The sequence below is a fragment of the Streptomyces sp. SD31 genome (genome assembly GCF_052068475.1).
In the GTDB taxonomy this organism is placed as follows: Bacteria; Actinomycetota; Actinomycetes; order Streptomycetales; family Streptomycetaceae; genus Streptomyces.
In genome coordinates this window covers 828,673-844,589 of record NZ_JBQHCX010000001.1, presented here as the reverse complement: position 1 = coordinate 844,589, position 15,917 = coordinate 828,673, and the positions used below count along the sequence as shown (strand labels likewise).

14 protein-coding genes are annotated in these 15,917 nt (G+C 70.9%); 8 read left to right on the top strand and 6 right to left on the bottom strand.

Annotated elements, in window-relative coordinates; all coding sequences use genetic code 11:
- Positions 1-22: 22 nt before the first annotated feature.
- The 6 genes from ACTMVF_RS03725 (at position 23) to ACTMVF_RS03700 (ending at position 5,245) form a co-directional block, all read left to right on the top strand.
- On the top strand, positions 23-1,855 hold the full coding sequence (locus ACTMVF_RS03725; RefSeq protein WP_441269463.1) for a phosphatidylglycerol lysyltransferase domain-containing protein: 1,833 nt from the start codon (positions 23-25) through the stop codon (positions 1,853-1,855).
- A 133-nt stretch (positions 1,856-1,988) separates the two neighbouring features.
- The gene (gene folP / locus ACTMVF_RS03720; RefSeq protein WP_441269462.1) at positions 1,989-2,915 is read left to right on the top strand and encodes a dihydropteroate synthase; all 927 of its coding nucleotides are present in this window, start codon (positions 1,989-1,991) and stop codon (positions 2,913-2,915) included.
- A complete protein-coding gene (locus ACTMVF_RS03715; protein ID WP_441269461.1) occupies positions 2,912-3,415 on the top strand; it encodes a nuclear transport factor 2 family protein in 504 nt (167 codons plus the stop codon). Before folP ends, ACTMVF_RS03715 begins: the two co-directional genes overlap by 4 nt.
- A 317-nt stretch (positions 3,416-3,732) precedes the next feature.
- A complete protein-coding gene (gene folB / locus ACTMVF_RS03710) occupies positions 3,733-4,092 on the top strand; it encodes a dihydroneopterin aldolase (RefSeq protein ID WP_274241749.1) in 360 nt (119 codons plus the stop codon).
- A complete protein-coding gene (gene folK / locus ACTMVF_RS03705) occupies positions 4,089-4,700 on the top strand; it encodes a 2-amino-4-hydroxy-6-hydroxymethyldihydropteridine diphosphokinase (protein ID WP_441269460.1) in 612 nt (203 codons plus the stop codon). The genes folB and folK overlap by 4 nt, the downstream gene beginning before the upstream one ends.
- A gap of 56 nt (positions 4,701-4,756) precedes the next feature.
- Positions 4,757-5,245, top strand: coding sequence for a DUF3180 domain-containing protein (locus ACTMVF_RS03700; RefSeq protein WP_441269459.1), 489 nt, complete (start codon positions 4,757-4,759; stop codon positions 5,243-5,245).
- A 42-nt stretch (positions 5,246-5,287) separates the two neighbouring features.
- Here the strand turns inward: ACTMVF_RS03700 and folE are convergent, their stop codons facing one another.
- The 6 genes from folE to dacB form a co-directional block, all read right to left on the bottom strand.
- Entirely contained in the window at positions 5,288-5,893 is a 606-nt protein-coding gene (gene folE / locus ACTMVF_RS03695; protein ID WP_441269458.1) for a GTP cyclohydrolase I FolE, read from the bottom strand.
- 146 nt (positions 5,894-6,039) lie between these two features.
- Positions 6,040-8,079, bottom strand: coding sequence for an ATP-dependent zinc metalloprotease FtsH (gene ftsH / locus ACTMVF_RS03690; RefSeq protein WP_441269457.1), 2,040 nt, complete (start codon positions 8,077-8,079; stop codon positions 6,040-6,042).
- Between the two features lie 207 nt (positions 8,080-8,286).
- On the bottom strand, positions 8,287-8,847 hold the full coding sequence (gene hpt, locus ACTMVF_RS03685) for a hypoxanthine phosphoribosyltransferase (protein WP_274249614.1): 561 nt from the start codon (positions 8,845-8,847) through the stop codon (positions 8,287-8,289).
- Between the two features lie 75 nt (positions 8,848-8,922).
- Positions 8,923-10,113 (bottom strand): tRNA lysidine(34) synthetase TilS, encoded by a 1,191-nt coding sequence (tilS, locus tag ACTMVF_RS03680; RefSeq protein WP_441269456.1) that lies wholly within the window; start codon positions 10,111-10,113, stop codon positions 8,923-8,925.
- Positions 10,114-10,325: 212 nt separating this feature from the next.
- Positions 10,326-11,450: a zinc-dependent metalloprotease gene (locus ACTMVF_RS03675; protein ID WP_441269455.1), complete on the bottom strand. Its 1,125-nt coding sequence runs from the start codon at positions 11,448-11,450 to the stop codon at positions 10,326-10,328.
- A 457-nt stretch (positions 11,451-11,907) separates the two neighbouring features.
- Positions 11,908-13,545, bottom strand: a complete 1,638-nt coding sequence (gene dacB / locus ACTMVF_RS03670) for a D-alanyl-D-alanine carboxypeptidase/D-alanyl-D-alanine endopeptidase (RefSeq protein ID WP_441269454.1) — start codon at positions 13,543-13,545, stop codon at positions 11,908-11,910.
- 79 nt (positions 13,546-13,624) lie between these two features.
- Here dacB and ACTMVF_RS03665 point away from each other — a divergent pair, with 79 nt between their 5' ends.
- Both ACTMVF_RS03665 and ACTMVF_RS03660 read left to right on the top strand, forming a co-directional pair.
- Positions 13,625-14,116, top strand: coding sequence for an inorganic diphosphatase (locus tag ACTMVF_RS03665; RefSeq protein WP_031487466.1), 492 nt, complete (start codon positions 13,625-13,627; stop codon positions 14,114-14,116).
- A 139-nt stretch (positions 14,117-14,255) separates the two neighbouring features.
- The gene (locus ACTMVF_RS03660) at positions 14,256-15,887 is read left to right on the top strand and encodes a threonine/serine ThrE exporter family protein (RefSeq protein ID WP_441269453.1); all 1,632 of its coding nucleotides are present in this window, start codon (positions 14,256-14,258) and stop codon (positions 15,885-15,887) included.
- Positions 15,888-15,917 lie beyond the last annotated feature (30 nt).

Genomic DNA, 15,917 nt, shown 5'->3' with positions numbered 1-15,917 from the left:
GTCTGTCAGGACAGATGTGGAAATGTCGGGCGAGGTTCCCCAACGATCGAGCCAGATACGGCACCTGCCGGGCCGAGTACGGCATCTGCTCCGCGGCCCGCGCCCGGAGGCCGTTCCGGTGCTCGTCGGCAGGGCCTGCGCCCTGGTGGGCCTGCTGGACATCGCCGCGGGCGTCTTCCCGCGCTTCCGGCACAGCCGTATGCACGCCATCGCCGAGGTGCTGCCGGGCGCGATGGGCCCGTTCGCGGCCGCGCTGTCGCTCAGCGCGGGCGTGCTGCTGCTCCTGCTCGCCCACGGCCTCAAGCGCGGCAAGCGGCGGGCGTGGCGCGCCGCGGTCGTGCTGCTGCCGGCCGGAGCGGTCGCGCAGTTCACGTACCGCCACTCCCTGGTGGGCGTCCTCATCTCTGTCGTGCTGCTCACAGCGCTGTTGCGCCATCGCGACCAGTTCGCGGCGCTGCCCGACCCGCGCAGCAGGTGGCGCGCGCTGGCCAACTTCGTCCTCATGAGCGCCGGTTCCCTCGCCCTCGGGCTGGTCATCGTCAGCGCCCATCCGGAGACCCTGGTCGGCGACCCGAGCCTGGCCGACCGCATCGCGCACGTCATCTACGGCCTGTTCGGCTTCGAGGGCCCGGTCGACTACGAGGGCAACACCTCGTGGACGGTCGCCTTCTCCCTGGGCGCCCTCGGCTGGATCACGGCGGTCACCACGATCTACCTCGCCTTCCGCCCCGAACACCCCGCCGCCCACCTCACCGAGGACGACGAGGCACGCCTGCGTGCCCTACTGGTCAAGCACGGCCGCCGCGACTCCCTCGGCCACTTCGCGCTGCGCCGCGACAAGGCCGTCGTCTTCTCCCCCAGCGGCAAGGCGGCGGTGACGTACCGCGTCGTCTCCGGCGTGATGCTCGCCAGCGGCGACCCGATCGGCGACGTCGAGGCCTGGCCCGGCGCCATCGAGCGCTTCATGGACGAGGCCAAGGCCCACTCCTGGACCCCGGCCGTCATGGGCTGCTCCGAGACCGGCGCCGAGGTGTGGACCCGCGAGACCGGGCTCGACGCCCTCGAACTGGGCGACGAGGCGGTGGTGGACGTCCCGGATTTCTCGCTCGCCGGCCGCGCGATGCGCAACGTACGTCAGATGGTCAAGCGCATCGAGCGCGCCGGTTACGAGACCCGGGTACGGCGCGTCGGTGACCTCGGCGAGGCCGAGCTGGACCGCATCCGCCGCGCTGCCGAGGACTGGCGCGGCACCGACACCGAGCGCGGCTTCTCGATGGCGCTCGGCCGTGTCGGCGACCCGGCCGACGGCGACTGCCTCATCGCCACCGCCCACAAGGCCGACGAGGACCCGGGTCCGTACGGCGACCTCAAGGCGATCCTCCACTTCGTGCCGTGGGGCACGGACGGCGTCTCGCTGGACCTGATGCGCCGCGACCGCTCGGCCGACCCCGGCATGAACGAACTGCTGATCGTGGCCGCGCTCCAGGCCGCCCCGAAGTTCGGCATCGCGCGCGTGTCCCTCAACTTCGCGATGTTCCGCTCGGCCCTGGCGCGCGGCGAGAAGATCGGCGCGGGCCCGGTGCTGCGCGCCTGGCGCGGGCTGCTGGTGTTCCTGTCCCGCTGGTTCCAGATCGAGTCCCTGTACAAGTTCAACGCCAAGTTCCAGCCCCGCTGGGAGCCCCGCTTCGTCGTCTACCGCGCCTCCGCCGACCTGCCCCGCCTCGGCTTCGCCGCCATGCAGGCGGAGGGCTTCGTAAACCTGGCCCTGCCGCTGCCGCGCTTCCTGCGCCGCCGTACGACCGCCCGGCGCCCGTGCCCCCACTCGGTGGCGGAACGGAACGTCCGCGCGGCGTGACACGGCCGTCCCGGGGCGGCATGACACGGCCCTCCATGACCGGCCCGAGCGGCAGCCCGCCCCCGCCCCCATCCCAGGGCTGCTGCTCGGGCCACCGCACGTCCCGGACCTCCCATGGGCCTACGCTGAACATATGAGCAAGCAGAGCGGACGCGGGCGCGTCACGGGCCTTCCGCAGTGGGACCGGTGCGCGGTCATGGGAGTCGTCAACGTGACCCCCGACTCCTTCTCCGACGGCGGCCGCTGGTTCGACACCACATCCGCCGTCAAGCACGGCCTGGCCCTGGTCGAGGAGGGCGCCGACCTGGTCGACGTCGGCGGCGAGTCCACCCGCCCCGGCGCCACCCGCGTCGACGAGGCCGAGGAACTGCGCCGCGTCGTCCCCGTGGTCCGCGACCTCGCCTCCGAGGGCGTCACGATCTCCGTCGACACCATGCGCGCCTCGGTCGCCGAGCAGGCCCTCGCCGCCGGCGCCGCCCTCGTCAACGACGTCAGCGGCGGCCTCGCCGACCCCGCGATGATCCCGGTCGTGGCGGACGCGGGCGCCCCCTTCGTCGTCATGCACTGGCGCGGCTTCCTGCAGGGCGGGAACGTCAGGGGCGTGTACGCCGACGTCGTCGCCGAGGTCGTCGACGAGCTCCACACGCGCGTGGAGGCCGTCCTGGCCGGCGGCATCGCCCCCGACCGCATAGTCGTCGACCCCGGTCTCGGCTTCTCCAAGGACGCCGAGCACGACCTCGTCCTCCTCGCCCACCTCGACCGCCTCCTCGCCCTCGGCCGTCCCCTCCTCGTCGCCGCCTCCCGCAAGCGGTTCCTCGGCCGCGTCCTGGCCGGACCGCAGGGCGCGCCGCCGCCCGCCCGGGAGCGCGACGCCGCCACGGCCGCCGTCTCGGCGCTCGCCGCGCAAGCCGGCGCGTGGGCGGTGCGCGTGCACGAGGTGCGCGCCACGGCGGACGCGGTACGCGTCGCGCGCGCGATCGAAGAGGCGCGTGACGCCCAGAACGCGCCCGGCGCGAACGCCGAGCACAACGGCACGCACAGCTCTGAAGGAGCCCGGTGAGCGCCCCCCACACCGACGTCGAGCAGGTGGAGGCCACCAACACCGCCTTCTACGAGGCGTTGGAGAGCGGCGACTTCGAAAAGCTGTCCGCGCTCTGGCTCACCCCGTCCGACCTGGGCATCGACGAGACGTACCACGACCCGGCCGACGCCGCTGTGGTCTCCTGCGTGCACCCCGGCTGGCCGGTGCTCACCGGGCGCGGCGAGGTTCTCAGGTCGTACGCGCTGATCATGGCGAACACCGACTACATCCAGTTCTTCCTCACCGACGTGCACGTCTCCGTCACCGGCGACACCGCCCTGGTGACCTGCACCGAGAACATCCTCAGCGGCGGCCCCGCCCCCGAGGGCGGGGAGGAGCTCGGCCCGCTCGTGGGCCAGCTGGTGGTCGCCACCAACGTGTTCCGCCGCACACCCGACGGCTGGAAGATCTGGTCGCACCACGCGTCGCCCGTTCTGGCCGAAAACGACGAGGAAGACAGCGACGAGACCCCCGCCTGAGTGGGTAGGCGCCCTCAGGGGCCGCTACCGGGACACCCCAGGGCCGACGCGCGGGAGCCACCCGCGAGGGGGCCTGCCTGGCCCGCCGGGACCAAGAAGTGGTTGGAATCACGCACCTGCGGGTAGGCGCGGCTACCAAGCCATGAGCCGCCGGGTTCCCCGGGGGAAACACTCGATGAATCCTCCTGGCCCCGGACCGGACCCACGCCCCCGTGGCCCGGTCCTGTCAGTGCCCGCAGGTAGATTCGTTCGAGGCCGGTGTGGAGCCCGCACGCGACACGGACCGGCCGTCACCGACGATTGCAGGAGTGATTCGCGTGGATCGTGTCGCGCTGCGCGGCCTCAAGGCCCGCGGGTACCACGGTGTGTTCCCCGAGGAGCGCAGGGAGGGCCAGACCTTCGTCGTGGACCTCGTCCTGGGCCTGGACACCCGGCCGGCCGCCGCCGACGACGACCTGGCGAAGACCGTGCACTACGGCATCGTGGCGGAGGAGGTCGTGGCCGTCGTCGAGGGCGAGCCGGTCAACCTCATCGAGACGCTCGCCGCACGCATCGCCCAGGCCTGCCTGAAGCACGAAGGGGTCCAAGAGGTCGAGGTCACCGTCCACAAACCGGACGCGCCGATCACGGTCCCCTTCGACGACGTGACCGTCACCATCACCCGGAGCCGAGTATGACCGCGTTCTTCACCGAAGGTCACAGCGACCCGACCGTACAGCCGGTACCCGCCTCCGTCGTCGAGAAGGTCGACGCCGCCGACACCACCCTCCACAACCCGAAACGGGCTGTGATCTCCCTCGGCTCCAACCTCGGCAACCGCCTGGAGACCCTCCAGGGCGCCATCGACGCGCTGGAGGACACCCCCGGCGTCCGCATCAAGGCGGTCTCCCCGGTGTACGAGACGGAGCCGTGGGGCGTGGAGCCGGGAAGCCAGCCGTCCTACTTCAACGCGGTCGTGGTCCTCAAGACCACGCTCCCCCCGTCCTCCCTCCTGGAGCGCGCCCACGCGGTCGAGGAGGCCTTCCACCGGGTACGGGACGAGCGCTGGGGCGCACGCACCCTCGACGTCGACATCGTCGCGTACGCCGACGTCATCTCCGACGACCCGACCCTCACCCTCCCCCACCCGCGCGCCCACGAACGGGCCTTCGTCCTCGCCCCCTGGCACGACGTCGAGCCGCAGGCACAGCTGCCGGGCCGCGGTTCGGTGGCCGACCTCCTGGCCGGTGTCACCCGCCACGGCGTCGAACCGCGCGCGGACCTGGAACTCCGGCTGCCCGAGTAGTCGTTAAGGTCAAGACGACACAGTCCGTGGGGACCCGGGGGAGCTGAAGGGACACCGTGAGAGAGCTGCGCATCAGGATGCTGGTCGGCATCTTCCTCGTCGCCGGGATCCTGTCCTGGGCGGGCGCCCGCCTCTGGAACTCGATCGGCACCCTGCCGAGCGTCCCCTTGGCCGCCCCCATCGTCCTCGCCGTGATCGCCGTGGTCCTGCTCGCCACGGCGCTCTCGATTCGCGCCCGCCTGAAGGCCCAGCGCGAACGCGACCCCGAGGCCAAGGGCGTCGACCCCCTGATGGCCGCCCGCGCGGTCGTCTTCGGCCAGGCCAGCGCCCTGGTAGCCGCCCTCGTCGCCGGCATGTACGGCGGCGCGGGCGCCTTCCTCCTGGAACTCCTCGACATCCCCGCCCGCCGCGACCAGGCCATCTACGCCGGCTTCTCGGTCGTAGCAGGCGTGGGCGTGATAGCGGCGGCCATCTTCCTGGAACGCGTGTGCAAGCTCCCGGAGGACGACGAGCACAACGGGGCGGGGGCGGCGCCGACGGTGTGACGCGGGATCGGCGTGTAGCGGGCGATCAGCGGGCGCGCGGGATCAGCGGGCCATGATGAGGCTCATCGCCTCGTTGCGCGTCGCCGCGTCCCTCAGCTGACCGCGCACCGCCGAGGTTATGGTCATCGCGCCGGGCTTACGGATGCCCCGCATCGACATGCACATGTGCTCGCACTCCACGACGACGATCACGCCGCGCGGCTCCAGCATCTCCATCAGGGAGTCGGCGATCTGCGTGGTGAGACGTTCCTGCACCTGAGGGCGGCGAGCGAAGACGTCGACCAGCCGGGCCAGCTTGGACAAGCCGGTGATCTTGCCGCTGGTGGCCGGAATGTATCCGACGTGGGCCACACCCCTGAACGGCACCAGATGATGCTCACAGGTCGAGTACACCTCGATGTCCTTCACGAGCACCATTTCGTCGTGCCCGATGTCGAACGTCGTGGTCAGCACGTCCTGCGGCTTCTGCCACAACCCCGCGAAGATCTCCCTGTACGCCCGCGCCACCCGCGCCGGCGTCTCCTTCAGCCCCTCCCGATCGGGATCCTCCCCGACCGCGATCAGCAGTTCGCGTACGGCGTTCTCGGCGCGCTTCTCGTCGAACTCGCCGATGAAGCCCTCGCCATCCAGCGTCACGGGGTCGGTCATGTGGTGCCTCGTTCCTATGCGGGTCGCGCGCGTGTGGGCCACGTGCGCGCTGAACTGCGTGCATACAAAAATGCCGCGCCCCCCAGGCTAGAACCAGGGGGGCGCGGCATCCATTCCGGGCCGGTGGGGTCACCGGAGCCGGGGCGTCAGCTCTCCGGACGATCCTCGGGAACCGGCTCGGTCGCCGGCGCGGGCTCCGCCGCCGTCGACTTCGCGGTGCTGATCGCCGGAGTCGCGCCGTTGGCGCCGTTCGTCAGTGCGAGCTCCTTCGGGGAGAGCACCGGCGGGCGGGTCGACGGCGTGCGCCGCGAGGAGCCGGTCCAAGCGGGCCGGGGCGGGCGCTTGACGATGGGGGCGAAGATCTCGGCGATCTCCTCCTTGCCCAGCGTCTCCTTCTCCAGCAGCTGAAGCACCAGGTTGTCGAGGACGTCGCGGTTCTCGACCAGGATCTCCCAGGCCTCGTTGTGCGCGTTCTCGATGAGCTTCTTGACTTCCTCGTCCACCAGGGCGGCGACCTCTTCCGAGTAGTCGCGCTGGTGAGCCATCTCACGTCCGAGGAACGGCTCGGTGTTGTCGCCGCCGAACTTGATCGCGCCGAGACGCTCGGTCATGCCGTACTGCGTGACCATCGCGCGGGCGGTGGCCGTGGCCTTCTCGATGTCGTTCGCGGCGCCCGTGGTCGGGTCGTGGAAGACCAGTTCCTCGGCCGCGCGGCCGCCCAGCATGTAGGCCAGCTGGTCCAGCATTTCGTTGCGCGTGGTCGAGTACTTGTCCTCGTCCGGGAGCACCATCGTGTAGCCGAGGGCACGGCCTCTCGACAAGATCGTGATCTTGTGGACCGGGTCGGAGTTGGGGGAGGCCGCCGCGACCAGGGCGTGGCCGCCCTCGTGGTACGCGGTGATCTTCTTTTCCTTGTCCGACATGATCCGGGTCCGCTTCTGCGGGCCCGCCACGACGCGGTCGATGGCCTCGTCCAGCATGTGGTTGTCGATCAGCTTCTTGTCCGAGCGGGCCGTGAGCAGCGCGGCCTCGTTGAGGACGTTGCTCAGGTCCGCGCCGGTGAAGCCCGGCGTGCGGCGGGCGACCGCCGACAGGTCGACGTCCGGGGCGACCGGCTTGCCCTTCTGGTGGACCTTGAGGATCTCCAGACGGCCCTGCATGTCCGGGCGGTCGACCGCGATCTGGCGGTCGAATCGGCCGGGGCGCAGAAGGGCCGGGTCGAGGATGTCGGGCCGGTTCGTCGCGGCGATGAGGATCACGCCGCCCTTGACGTCGAAGCCGTCCATCTCGACGAGCAGCTGGTTCAGGGTCTGCTCGCGCTCGTCGTGACCGCCGCCGAGGCCGGCGCCGCGGTGGCGGCCGACCGCGTCGATCTCGTCGACGAAGACGATCGCCGGGGCGTTCGCCTTGGCCTGCTCGAACAGGTCACGGACTCGGGAGGCACCGACACCGACGAACATCTCGACGAAGTCGGAACCGGAGATCGAGTAGAAGGGGACGCCCGCCTCGCCGGCGACGGCTCGCGCGAGGAGCGTCTTACCGGTACCGGGAGGCCCGTAGAGCAGCACGCCCTTGGGGATCTTGGCGCCCACGGCCTGGAACTTCGCCGGCTCCTGGAGGAACTCCTTGATCTCCTGGAGCTCCTCGACGGCCTCGTCCGAGCCGGCGACGTCCGAGAACGTCGTCTTCGGGGTGTCCTTGGTGATGAGCTTCGCCTTGGACTTGCCGAAGTTCATGACCCGGGAGCCGCCACCCTGCATCTGATTCATCAGGAACAGGAAGACGACCACGATGAGGACGAAGGGAAGCAGGGAGAGCAGGATGCCGACGAACGGGTTCTGCTTGGACGGCGAGACCGTGTAGCCGTCCGGGATCTGCTTGTCCTGGTACTTGTTCTGCAGCGTGCTGGCGATGGTCACGCCCTGATCGCCGATGTAGCTCGCCTGGATCTTGGTGGCGTCCTCGACCTTTTCGCCGTCCTTGAGCTGGACCTTGATGATCTGCTCGTCGCCGGTGGTCAGTTTGGCCGACTCGACCTTGTTGTCATTGATCGCCTGGACGACCTGGCCGGTGTCCACCGTCTTGTAGCCGCCGGACGAGCCGACGACCTGCATCAACACGACCACGGCAAGGACGGCCAGCACGATCCACATGACCGGCCCACGGAAGTATCGCTTCACGTCCATCCATACGGAGCGGTGCCGCCCCGTCCCTCCTGCCATAGTGAGTTTGATAAGACAGTTCTTCTGACGGTACCCCAGCTTTGACGACCGTAGCCGCACGGGACGGCTGGCAAGCCCGTCTGCATGCTCCAACGGCTCGAGGCCCGCCGGGGTTCCCGATCTTCATACGGCGCTTGGGCCCTTCGGGTCCGGTACCCCGGACCGTCGGACTCAGCCGCCGTAGACGTGGGGCGCGAGCGTACCGACGAACGGGAGATTGCGGTACTTCTCGGCGTAGTCGAGGCCGTAGCCGACGACGAACTCGTTGGGGATGTCGAAGCCGACCCACTCCACGTCGATGGCGACCTTCGCGGCCTCGGGCTTGCGCAGCAGGGTGCACACCTTGAGGGAGGCGGGCTCGCGCGAGCCGAGGTTGGAGATCAGCCAGGACAGGGTCAGGCCGGAGTCGATGATGTCCTCGACGATCAGGACGTGCTTGCCCTTGATGTCGGTGTCGAGGTCCTTGAGGATCCGCACGACACCGGAGGACTGGGTGCCGGCGCCGTACGACGACACGGCCATCCAGTCCATGGTGACGGGGGTGGACAGCGCCCGGGCGAGGTCGGCCATGACCATCACCGCGCCCTTGAGGACGCCGACGATGAGCAGGTCCTTGCCCGCGTACTCCGCGTCGATCTTCGCGGCCAGCTCGGCCAGCTTCGCGTCGATCTCTTCCTTGGTGATGAGCACCTGCTGGAGCTCGGCACCCATGTCTTTCGCGTCCACCCGCATCACTTTCGGTCGTCCCACCGGCTGCTCCGTGCCGCTCTCACGACCCCGCTCGAGGGCCGGTGGGAGGGTCCGGATTCAGCCTTGCCGAATCACCAGTCTGCCACCCTGGCGCTGTGCGACGACTTTGCCGGGGAGATTGATGGCTCCCTGACCACGCCAGCCGGTGATCAGGCGGTCGACTTCCTCGATGTGGCGGGCGAACAGCGCACCGGCGGGTGCCCCGGCCTCGATGGCGGCCCGGCGCAGGATCCGACGGCGTACGGCGGGCGGCAGGGCGTACAGCTTGGCGCACTCCAGGAGGCCGGCCGAGTCGCGTACGGCGGCCTCGGCCTGGCCGGCCCAGGCGTCGAGGGCGTCGGCGTCGTCGCGGGAGAGCTGGGCGGTGCGTGCGAGGGCCTCCACCACACCCTTGCCGAGCGCCTTCTCCAGCGCGGGCAGGCCTTCCTGGCGCAGGCGCGACCGCGTGTAGGCGGGATCGGAGTTGTGGGGGTCGTCCCAGACCGGGAGGGACTGGACCATGCAGGCCTTGCGGGCGGTCTGCCGGTCGAGCTGGAGGAAGGGGCGCCGGTAACGGCCGCCGGCCCCCGAGACCGCGGCCATTCCGGACAGGGAGCGGATGCCGGAGCCGCGGGCGAGGCCGAGCAGCACGGTTTCGGCCTGGTCGTCGCGGGTGTGGCCTAGGAGGACGGCGACGGCGCCATGGCGGACGGCCGCGGCGTCGAGGGCGGCGTAGCGGGCGTCACGGGCGGCGGCCTCGGGTCCGCCTTGGCGGCCCACGGTCACGGCGATGGACTCGACCGGGTCGAGGCCGAGTTCGCGCATGCGCAGGACGACTTCCTCGGCGCGCAGGTCGGAGCCGGGCTGCAGACCGTGGTCGACGGTGACGGCGCCGGCGCGGATGCCGAGTTTGGGGGCTTCGAAGGCGAGCGCGGAGGCGAGGGCCATGGAGTCGGCGCCGCCGGAGCATGCCACGAGCACGAGCGGGGAGGGGGGTCGCTCGTGCGGGGCGGTGCTCGGGGGCTCCTGCGGGACCTGGCCGGGGAGTTCGTACGACGGCTCGCGCGCCGTGTCGTACGCGGTGGGCATGACGCCGGTCGAGGTCATGGACGGCGCCATGGGCAGCGCCATGTGCGGGATCTCGTACGAGGTCGCGCGCGCGGTGGCGGGCGCGGGGACGTCGGTGGGGTGGCTGTGTTCGTTGAGGATGTCGTGGAGGACGCGGCGGACCGCCAGGCGTATCGCCGCGACCGCAGGATGGGGACCCATTGTCCGGTTCCCTTCATGAAATTGTCGGGGGGTGAGCCCGAGCTCGGTCACTCAGAGTGTGTAGATGGTGACAGAACCGGGCCGTTCCCCGAGCATTGCACGCCTACCCATCGCTCACGGTCCCTCGGACGGGTGATTGAAGGGGCGTTCGCCTGCCGTCGGCCGGATTCGGTTCACGACGTTCGTATGAGATGCACGACTCGGCGCGTGATTCACGACTCCGCCTTGCGGTGCACCCGCGCGATCCAATCCGCCGGTTTGGCGATCTCCGCCTTGGTCGGGAGGGTGTTCGGGGAGGTCCACACGCGGTTGAAGCCGTCCATGCCGACCTGGTCCACGACCGCCCGTACGAAGCGTTCGCCGTCGCGGTACTGCCTGAGTTTGGCATCCAGACCCAGCAACTTGCGCAGGGCCATGTCCAGTCGGGAGGCGCCCTTGGCGCGCCGCTGCTGGAACTTCTCGCGGATCTCGGCGACGGTCGGGACGACCTGGGGGCCGACTCCGTCCATCACGAAATCGGCGTGGCCCTCCAGGAGCGACATCACGGCGGTGAGCCGGCCGAGGATCTCCCGTTGGGCCGGGGTCTGCACCAGTTCGACGAAGGACCGTCCGCCGTCGTCCTCCTCGGCCTCGGGCCGGCCGCCGGCGAGCGACTGCGCGGCCTCACGGATGCGCTCCAGGACGGTCATGGGGTCGACGTCCGTCTCCCCCAAGAACGACTGGATTTCGCCCTCCAGGTGGTCCCGCAGCCAGGGCACGGCGGTGAACTGCGTGCGGTGCGTCTCCTCGTGCAGGGTCACCCACAGGCGGAAGTCGTGGGGCTGTACGTCGAGTTCGCGCTCCACGTGCACGATGTTCGGGGCGACGAGCAGGAGTCGGCCGCCGCCGTTCTGGCCCGCCGGGAGCTCGCGGGTGGCCGGGGCGAAGGTCTCGTACTGGCCGAGGACGCGGGAGGCCAGGAAGGACAGCAGCATCCCGAGTTCGACGCCGGTGACCTTGCCGCCGACCGCGCCCAGGACCGCGCCGCCGGTGCTGCCGCCGCGGCGCTCCTGCATCTTTTCGAGCAGGGGCTTGAGGATCTCGCGGAACCCGGCGACGTTCGCCCGCACCCAGCCGGGGCGGTCCACGACGAGGACGGGGGTGTCGTGGGTGTCCTCCGTGCCCATACGAGTGAAGCCCCGGACGTGTTCCTCCGAGGCCTTGGCATGTCGGCGCAGCTCGGCGACGACGGCCCTGGCCTCGTCGCGGCTCACCTCGGGGCCCGGCCGTACGAGCCGGGTCGCGGTCGCCACCGCGAGATTCCAGTCGACCATCTCGGCACCACCGATGCTCGTCATGTGTCAACCGTACGTGAGCGTTCCCACTTGGGGCAGGCCGTGGGGGTTGGCGGGGCCGCGGTGCCTTTGGGGGTTGCTCGGCGTCGTGGGGGGCGTACGTGGGTCGGCAGGGGCCGGCGCGTGTGCGGGCGGCGCCCGGCGTTGCAGGCCGTGCCCACCCGTTCCGCCCCAGCGGAACGACTGCCCACGGCGGGAGCGGACGCGGCTGCCGGTGGGGGCGGAGCGGTAGCCGGGCGGGCGTGGCGGCGGGGCGGGGCAGAGCTGTAGCCGGGCGAGACGGGACCGAAGCCGGGCTCGGTCGGGCGGTAGCCAGGCGGGACCGGACCGAAGCCGGGTGGGATCCGACGGCAGCCACGCGGGATCCGGCGAAGCCAGGCCGACGTGACCGAAGCGCAGGCGGGGGTGGGGCCGAAGGCGGGTGGGGCCTGGCGGTGGCAGCGTGAGGTCGGCGGCGTGGTCAGCCGCAGCCGCACGCCGCCAGGGCCGTTGCCGTTCTGTCCAGGGCCGACTGGGCCGCCGCCGGGTCCGTCGTGTTGGTCGCCAGGAAGGCGAAGGCCAGTAGGTGGCCGTCCTGGTCGACCACCGTGCCGGCCAGGGCGTTCACGCCGGTCAGGGTGCCTGTCTTGGCTCGGACAACGCCTGCCGCGCCGTCCGTGTAGCGGCTGGTCAGGGTGCCGGTGAAGCCTGCCACCGGGAGGCCGGTCAGGGTCGCGCGCAGTTGCGGGCGGGTCGGGTCGGCTGCCCTGGCGAGGAGGGACGTGAGCAGGTCCGCCGTGAGCCTGTCGTCGCGGTTGAGGCCGCTGCCGTCCTTGAAGGCGGCGCCGGAGACCGGGAGTCCGAGCTTCTTCAGCTGCGCCCCGATCGCCTCGCCGGCGCCGTCGAAGTCCGCGCGCTGTCCGCTCGCCACGGCCGTATGGCGGGCCAGGGCCTCGGCGATGTCGTTGTCGCTGTTGGTGAGCATGCGCTCGACCAGCGTGGAGAGCGGGGGCGAGGAGACCTCGGCGAGGGGCTCGGCCCGGTTCGTCGCCTTGGACGGGCCGGGGGACGTCGTCTTGATGCCGTGGTCCGCGAGGAAGGACGCGAACTGGGCCGCCGCGTCCTTCGCCGGGTCCGTCACCCGGGGTGCCGGGCCGCTGGTGGAGTCGTCCGTGCGGGCCTCGTCGGCCATGAGGGCGCTGACCGGGGCGAGGTTGTCGTTCACGCCGATGGGGTGCAGTTCGGGGCCGGCGTAAAGGGTCTTGTCGTACGAGAGGGTGACCTCGCGCACGTTTCGCTTCTTCAGCGCCGCCGCCGTCTCGTCGGCCAGCTCACGCAGGCTCGCCCAGCCGTCGGCCTCCTTGCGGGCCGTCAGCGTGGGGTCGCCGCCACCGACCAGGACCAGTTCCTTCGTGTCGGGTTCGAGGGCGGTGCGGGTGGTGAGGCGGTGGTCGGGGCCCAGCGCGGCCAGGGCGGCCGCTGCGGTGGCGATCTTCGTCGTGGAGGCGGGGATGAGGGGCTCGGAGGCTCCGTCGCCGTAGAGGCGCTTGCCGGTGGCCACGTCCACGATCGCCGCCGTCCCGCGAGTGCCGAGTTCCGGGACGTCCAGGAGCGGGCCCAGAAGGCCGGCGAGCGCCTTGCCGTTCGGGGCCGACTTCACGGTGCTGACGCCGCCGCCCAGGCCGGTGAGGACGGAGGCCGCACTGGGGGCGGGGCGGGGTCCTTCGGCGTCCGTATCCGCGGAATCGGACGTATCGGCATTACGGCCGTGATCTGTGCCACCCGTGCGCTCCTGGGCGGCCGCCCAGTCCCGCTCGGCCGTACGCTGACCGGTGGAGTCCCAGGGGCCGGCGGAGGTCACCACTCCGGCGGCCAGTGCCAGTCCGGCGGTGGCGGCGCCCGCGGTGTACTGCCAGGTCTTCGGCTTGCGTCTCCGCGCAGCCTGCGGGGAGACGGCTCGCGCGAGCCGTACGACCTGCGGTTTCGCGGCCGTCGCGGCGCGTGCGAGGCGGGGGCCCACGGCGTCCGCGGCCCGTGCCAGACGCGGTCGTACGGCGCTCGCGACCCGCGTCACATGCGGTCTCGCGGCTCGCCACGGCCTCAGCTCTGGCACTACCACCAGCCCCTTTCGCGATCACACACCTGCGTGAGGGACACTTAACCACCAGAACTATGTGCTGATCATGGAGGAGCCACCGGTGGAGTTCGACGTCACGATCGAGATTCCGAAGGGTTCGCGGAACAAGTACGAGGTGGACCACGAGACCGGTCGGATCCGCCTGGACCGTCGACTCTTCACCTCGACCGCCTACCCGACCGACTACGGCTTCGTCGAGAACACCCTCGGCGAGGACGGCGACCCGCTGGACGCGCTGGTCATCCTGGACGAGCCGACCTTCCCGGGCTGCCTCATCAAGTGCCGCGCGATCGGCATGTTCCGGATGACGGACGAGGCCGGCGGCGACGACAAGCTGCTGTGCGTGCCGGCGACGGACCCGCGGGTGGAGCACCTGCGTGACATCCACCACGTCTCGGAGTTCGACCGCCTGGAGATCCAGCACTTCTTCGAGGTCTACAAGGACCTGGAGCCCGGCAAGTCCGTCGAGGGCGCCGACTGGGTGGGCCGCACCGAGGCCGAGGCCGAGATCGAGCGGTCCTACAAGCGCTTCAAGGACCAGGGCGGCCACTGAGCCATCGGGCTGAGGCACCGGCTGCTCTCAGCCACTCTCAGCCATGTGAACGGGCTGCACGCGTGCGCGTGCAGCCCGTTCGCGTGTGTGTGCGCATACTGAGTGCGGCAGGAGGTGTCGTACAGGGAGTGCTACGCACGTGACGGACCCGGAGGACCGCAAGCCGCAGTCGGACGAGGCGAGGATGGCCTTCACGCCGCCCGTCGGCGTCGAGGTCGGGGACAACGAGTCGGAGACCACGTCCGAGTTCGCCCTCCCCAAGGGGCTGGGTGTACCGCAGGCGCCGGTCCAGGAACCCGAGGGCTCGGCGTTCCGGGCGCCGAGCGGCTACAGCGTCGAGGACGCCTCACCCGCGTTCACCCCCGCGACCGGCATACCGAAGATCAGCCTGACCAAGGACCTGCCCTGGCAGGACCGGATGCGCACGATGCTGCGCATGCCGGTGGCCGAGCGGCCCGCGCCGGAGCGGATGCCGAAGGCGGAGGAGGAGGGTCCGGCCGTCCCGCGCGTGCTGGACCTGACCCTGCGTATCGGCGAGTTGCTGCTGGCGGGCGGTGAAGGCGCGGAGGATGTCGAGGCGGCGATGTTCGCGGTCTGCCGGTCCTACGGCCTGGACCGCTGCGAGCCGAACGTCACCTTCACCCTGCTGTCGATCTCGTACCAGCCGTCGCTGGTGGACGACCCGGTGACGGCGTCACGCACGGTGCGGCGGCGCGGCACCGACTACACGCGCCTGGCCGCCGTATACCAGCTCGTCGACGACCTCAGCGACCCGGAGAGCCACATCTCCCTGGAGGAGTCCTACCGGCGGCTCGCGGAGATCCGCCGCAACCGGCACCCGTACCCGACCTGGGTGCTGACCGGGGCGAGCGGGCTGCTCGCGGGCGCGGCCTCCGTGCTGGTCGGCGGTGACGTGATCGTCTTCATCGCGGCCATGCTGGGCGCGATGCTCGGCGACCGGCTGGCGTGGCTGTGTGCCGGGCGCGGGCTGCCGGAGTTCTACCAGTTCACGGTGGCGGCGATGCCGCCGGCCGCGATCGGGGTCGCGCTGACGCTGGCGCACGTCGACGTGAAGGCCTCCGCGGTCATCACCGGTGGGCTGTTCGCGCTGCTGCCCGGGCGGGCGCTGGTGGCGGGCGTGCAGGACGGGCTGACCGGCTTCTACATCACCGCGGCCGCGCGCCTGCTGGAGGTCATGTACTTCTTCGTCGGCATCGTCGTGGGTGTGCTGGTGATCCTGTACCTGGGCGTGAACCTGGGCGCCGGCCCCGACCCCGACGCGCTGCTGAACGTCTCCGAGCGGCCGTACTGGCAGATCGGCGCGTCGATGCTGCTGTCGCTGACCTTCGCGGTGCTGCTCCAGCAGGAACGGGCCACCGTGCTCGCCGTGACCCTCAACGGGGGTGTCGCGTGGGTGGTGTACGGCGCGCTGCACTACGCCGGTGAGCTGTCGCCGGTTGCCTCCACGGCTGTCGCGGCGGGGCTGGTGGGGTTGTTCGGGCAGCTGATGGCTCGGTATCGGTTCGCGTCGGCGTTGCCGTACACCACGGCGGCGATCGGGCCCCTGTTGCCAGGGTCGGCCACTTATTTCGGGCTGCTGTCGATCGCGCAGAACAAGGTGGATGCGGGGCTTGTCTCGCTGGCCACGGCCGCTTCTTTGGCCATGGCCATCGCTATTGGGGTGAACCTCGGGTCCGAGATCTCTCGGTTGTTCTTGCGGATCGGGTCGCCCGAGAAGCGGCGGGCCGCCAAGCGGACGCGGGGATTCTGAGCGTCAGGTGCCTACGAGCCCTACGGCCCC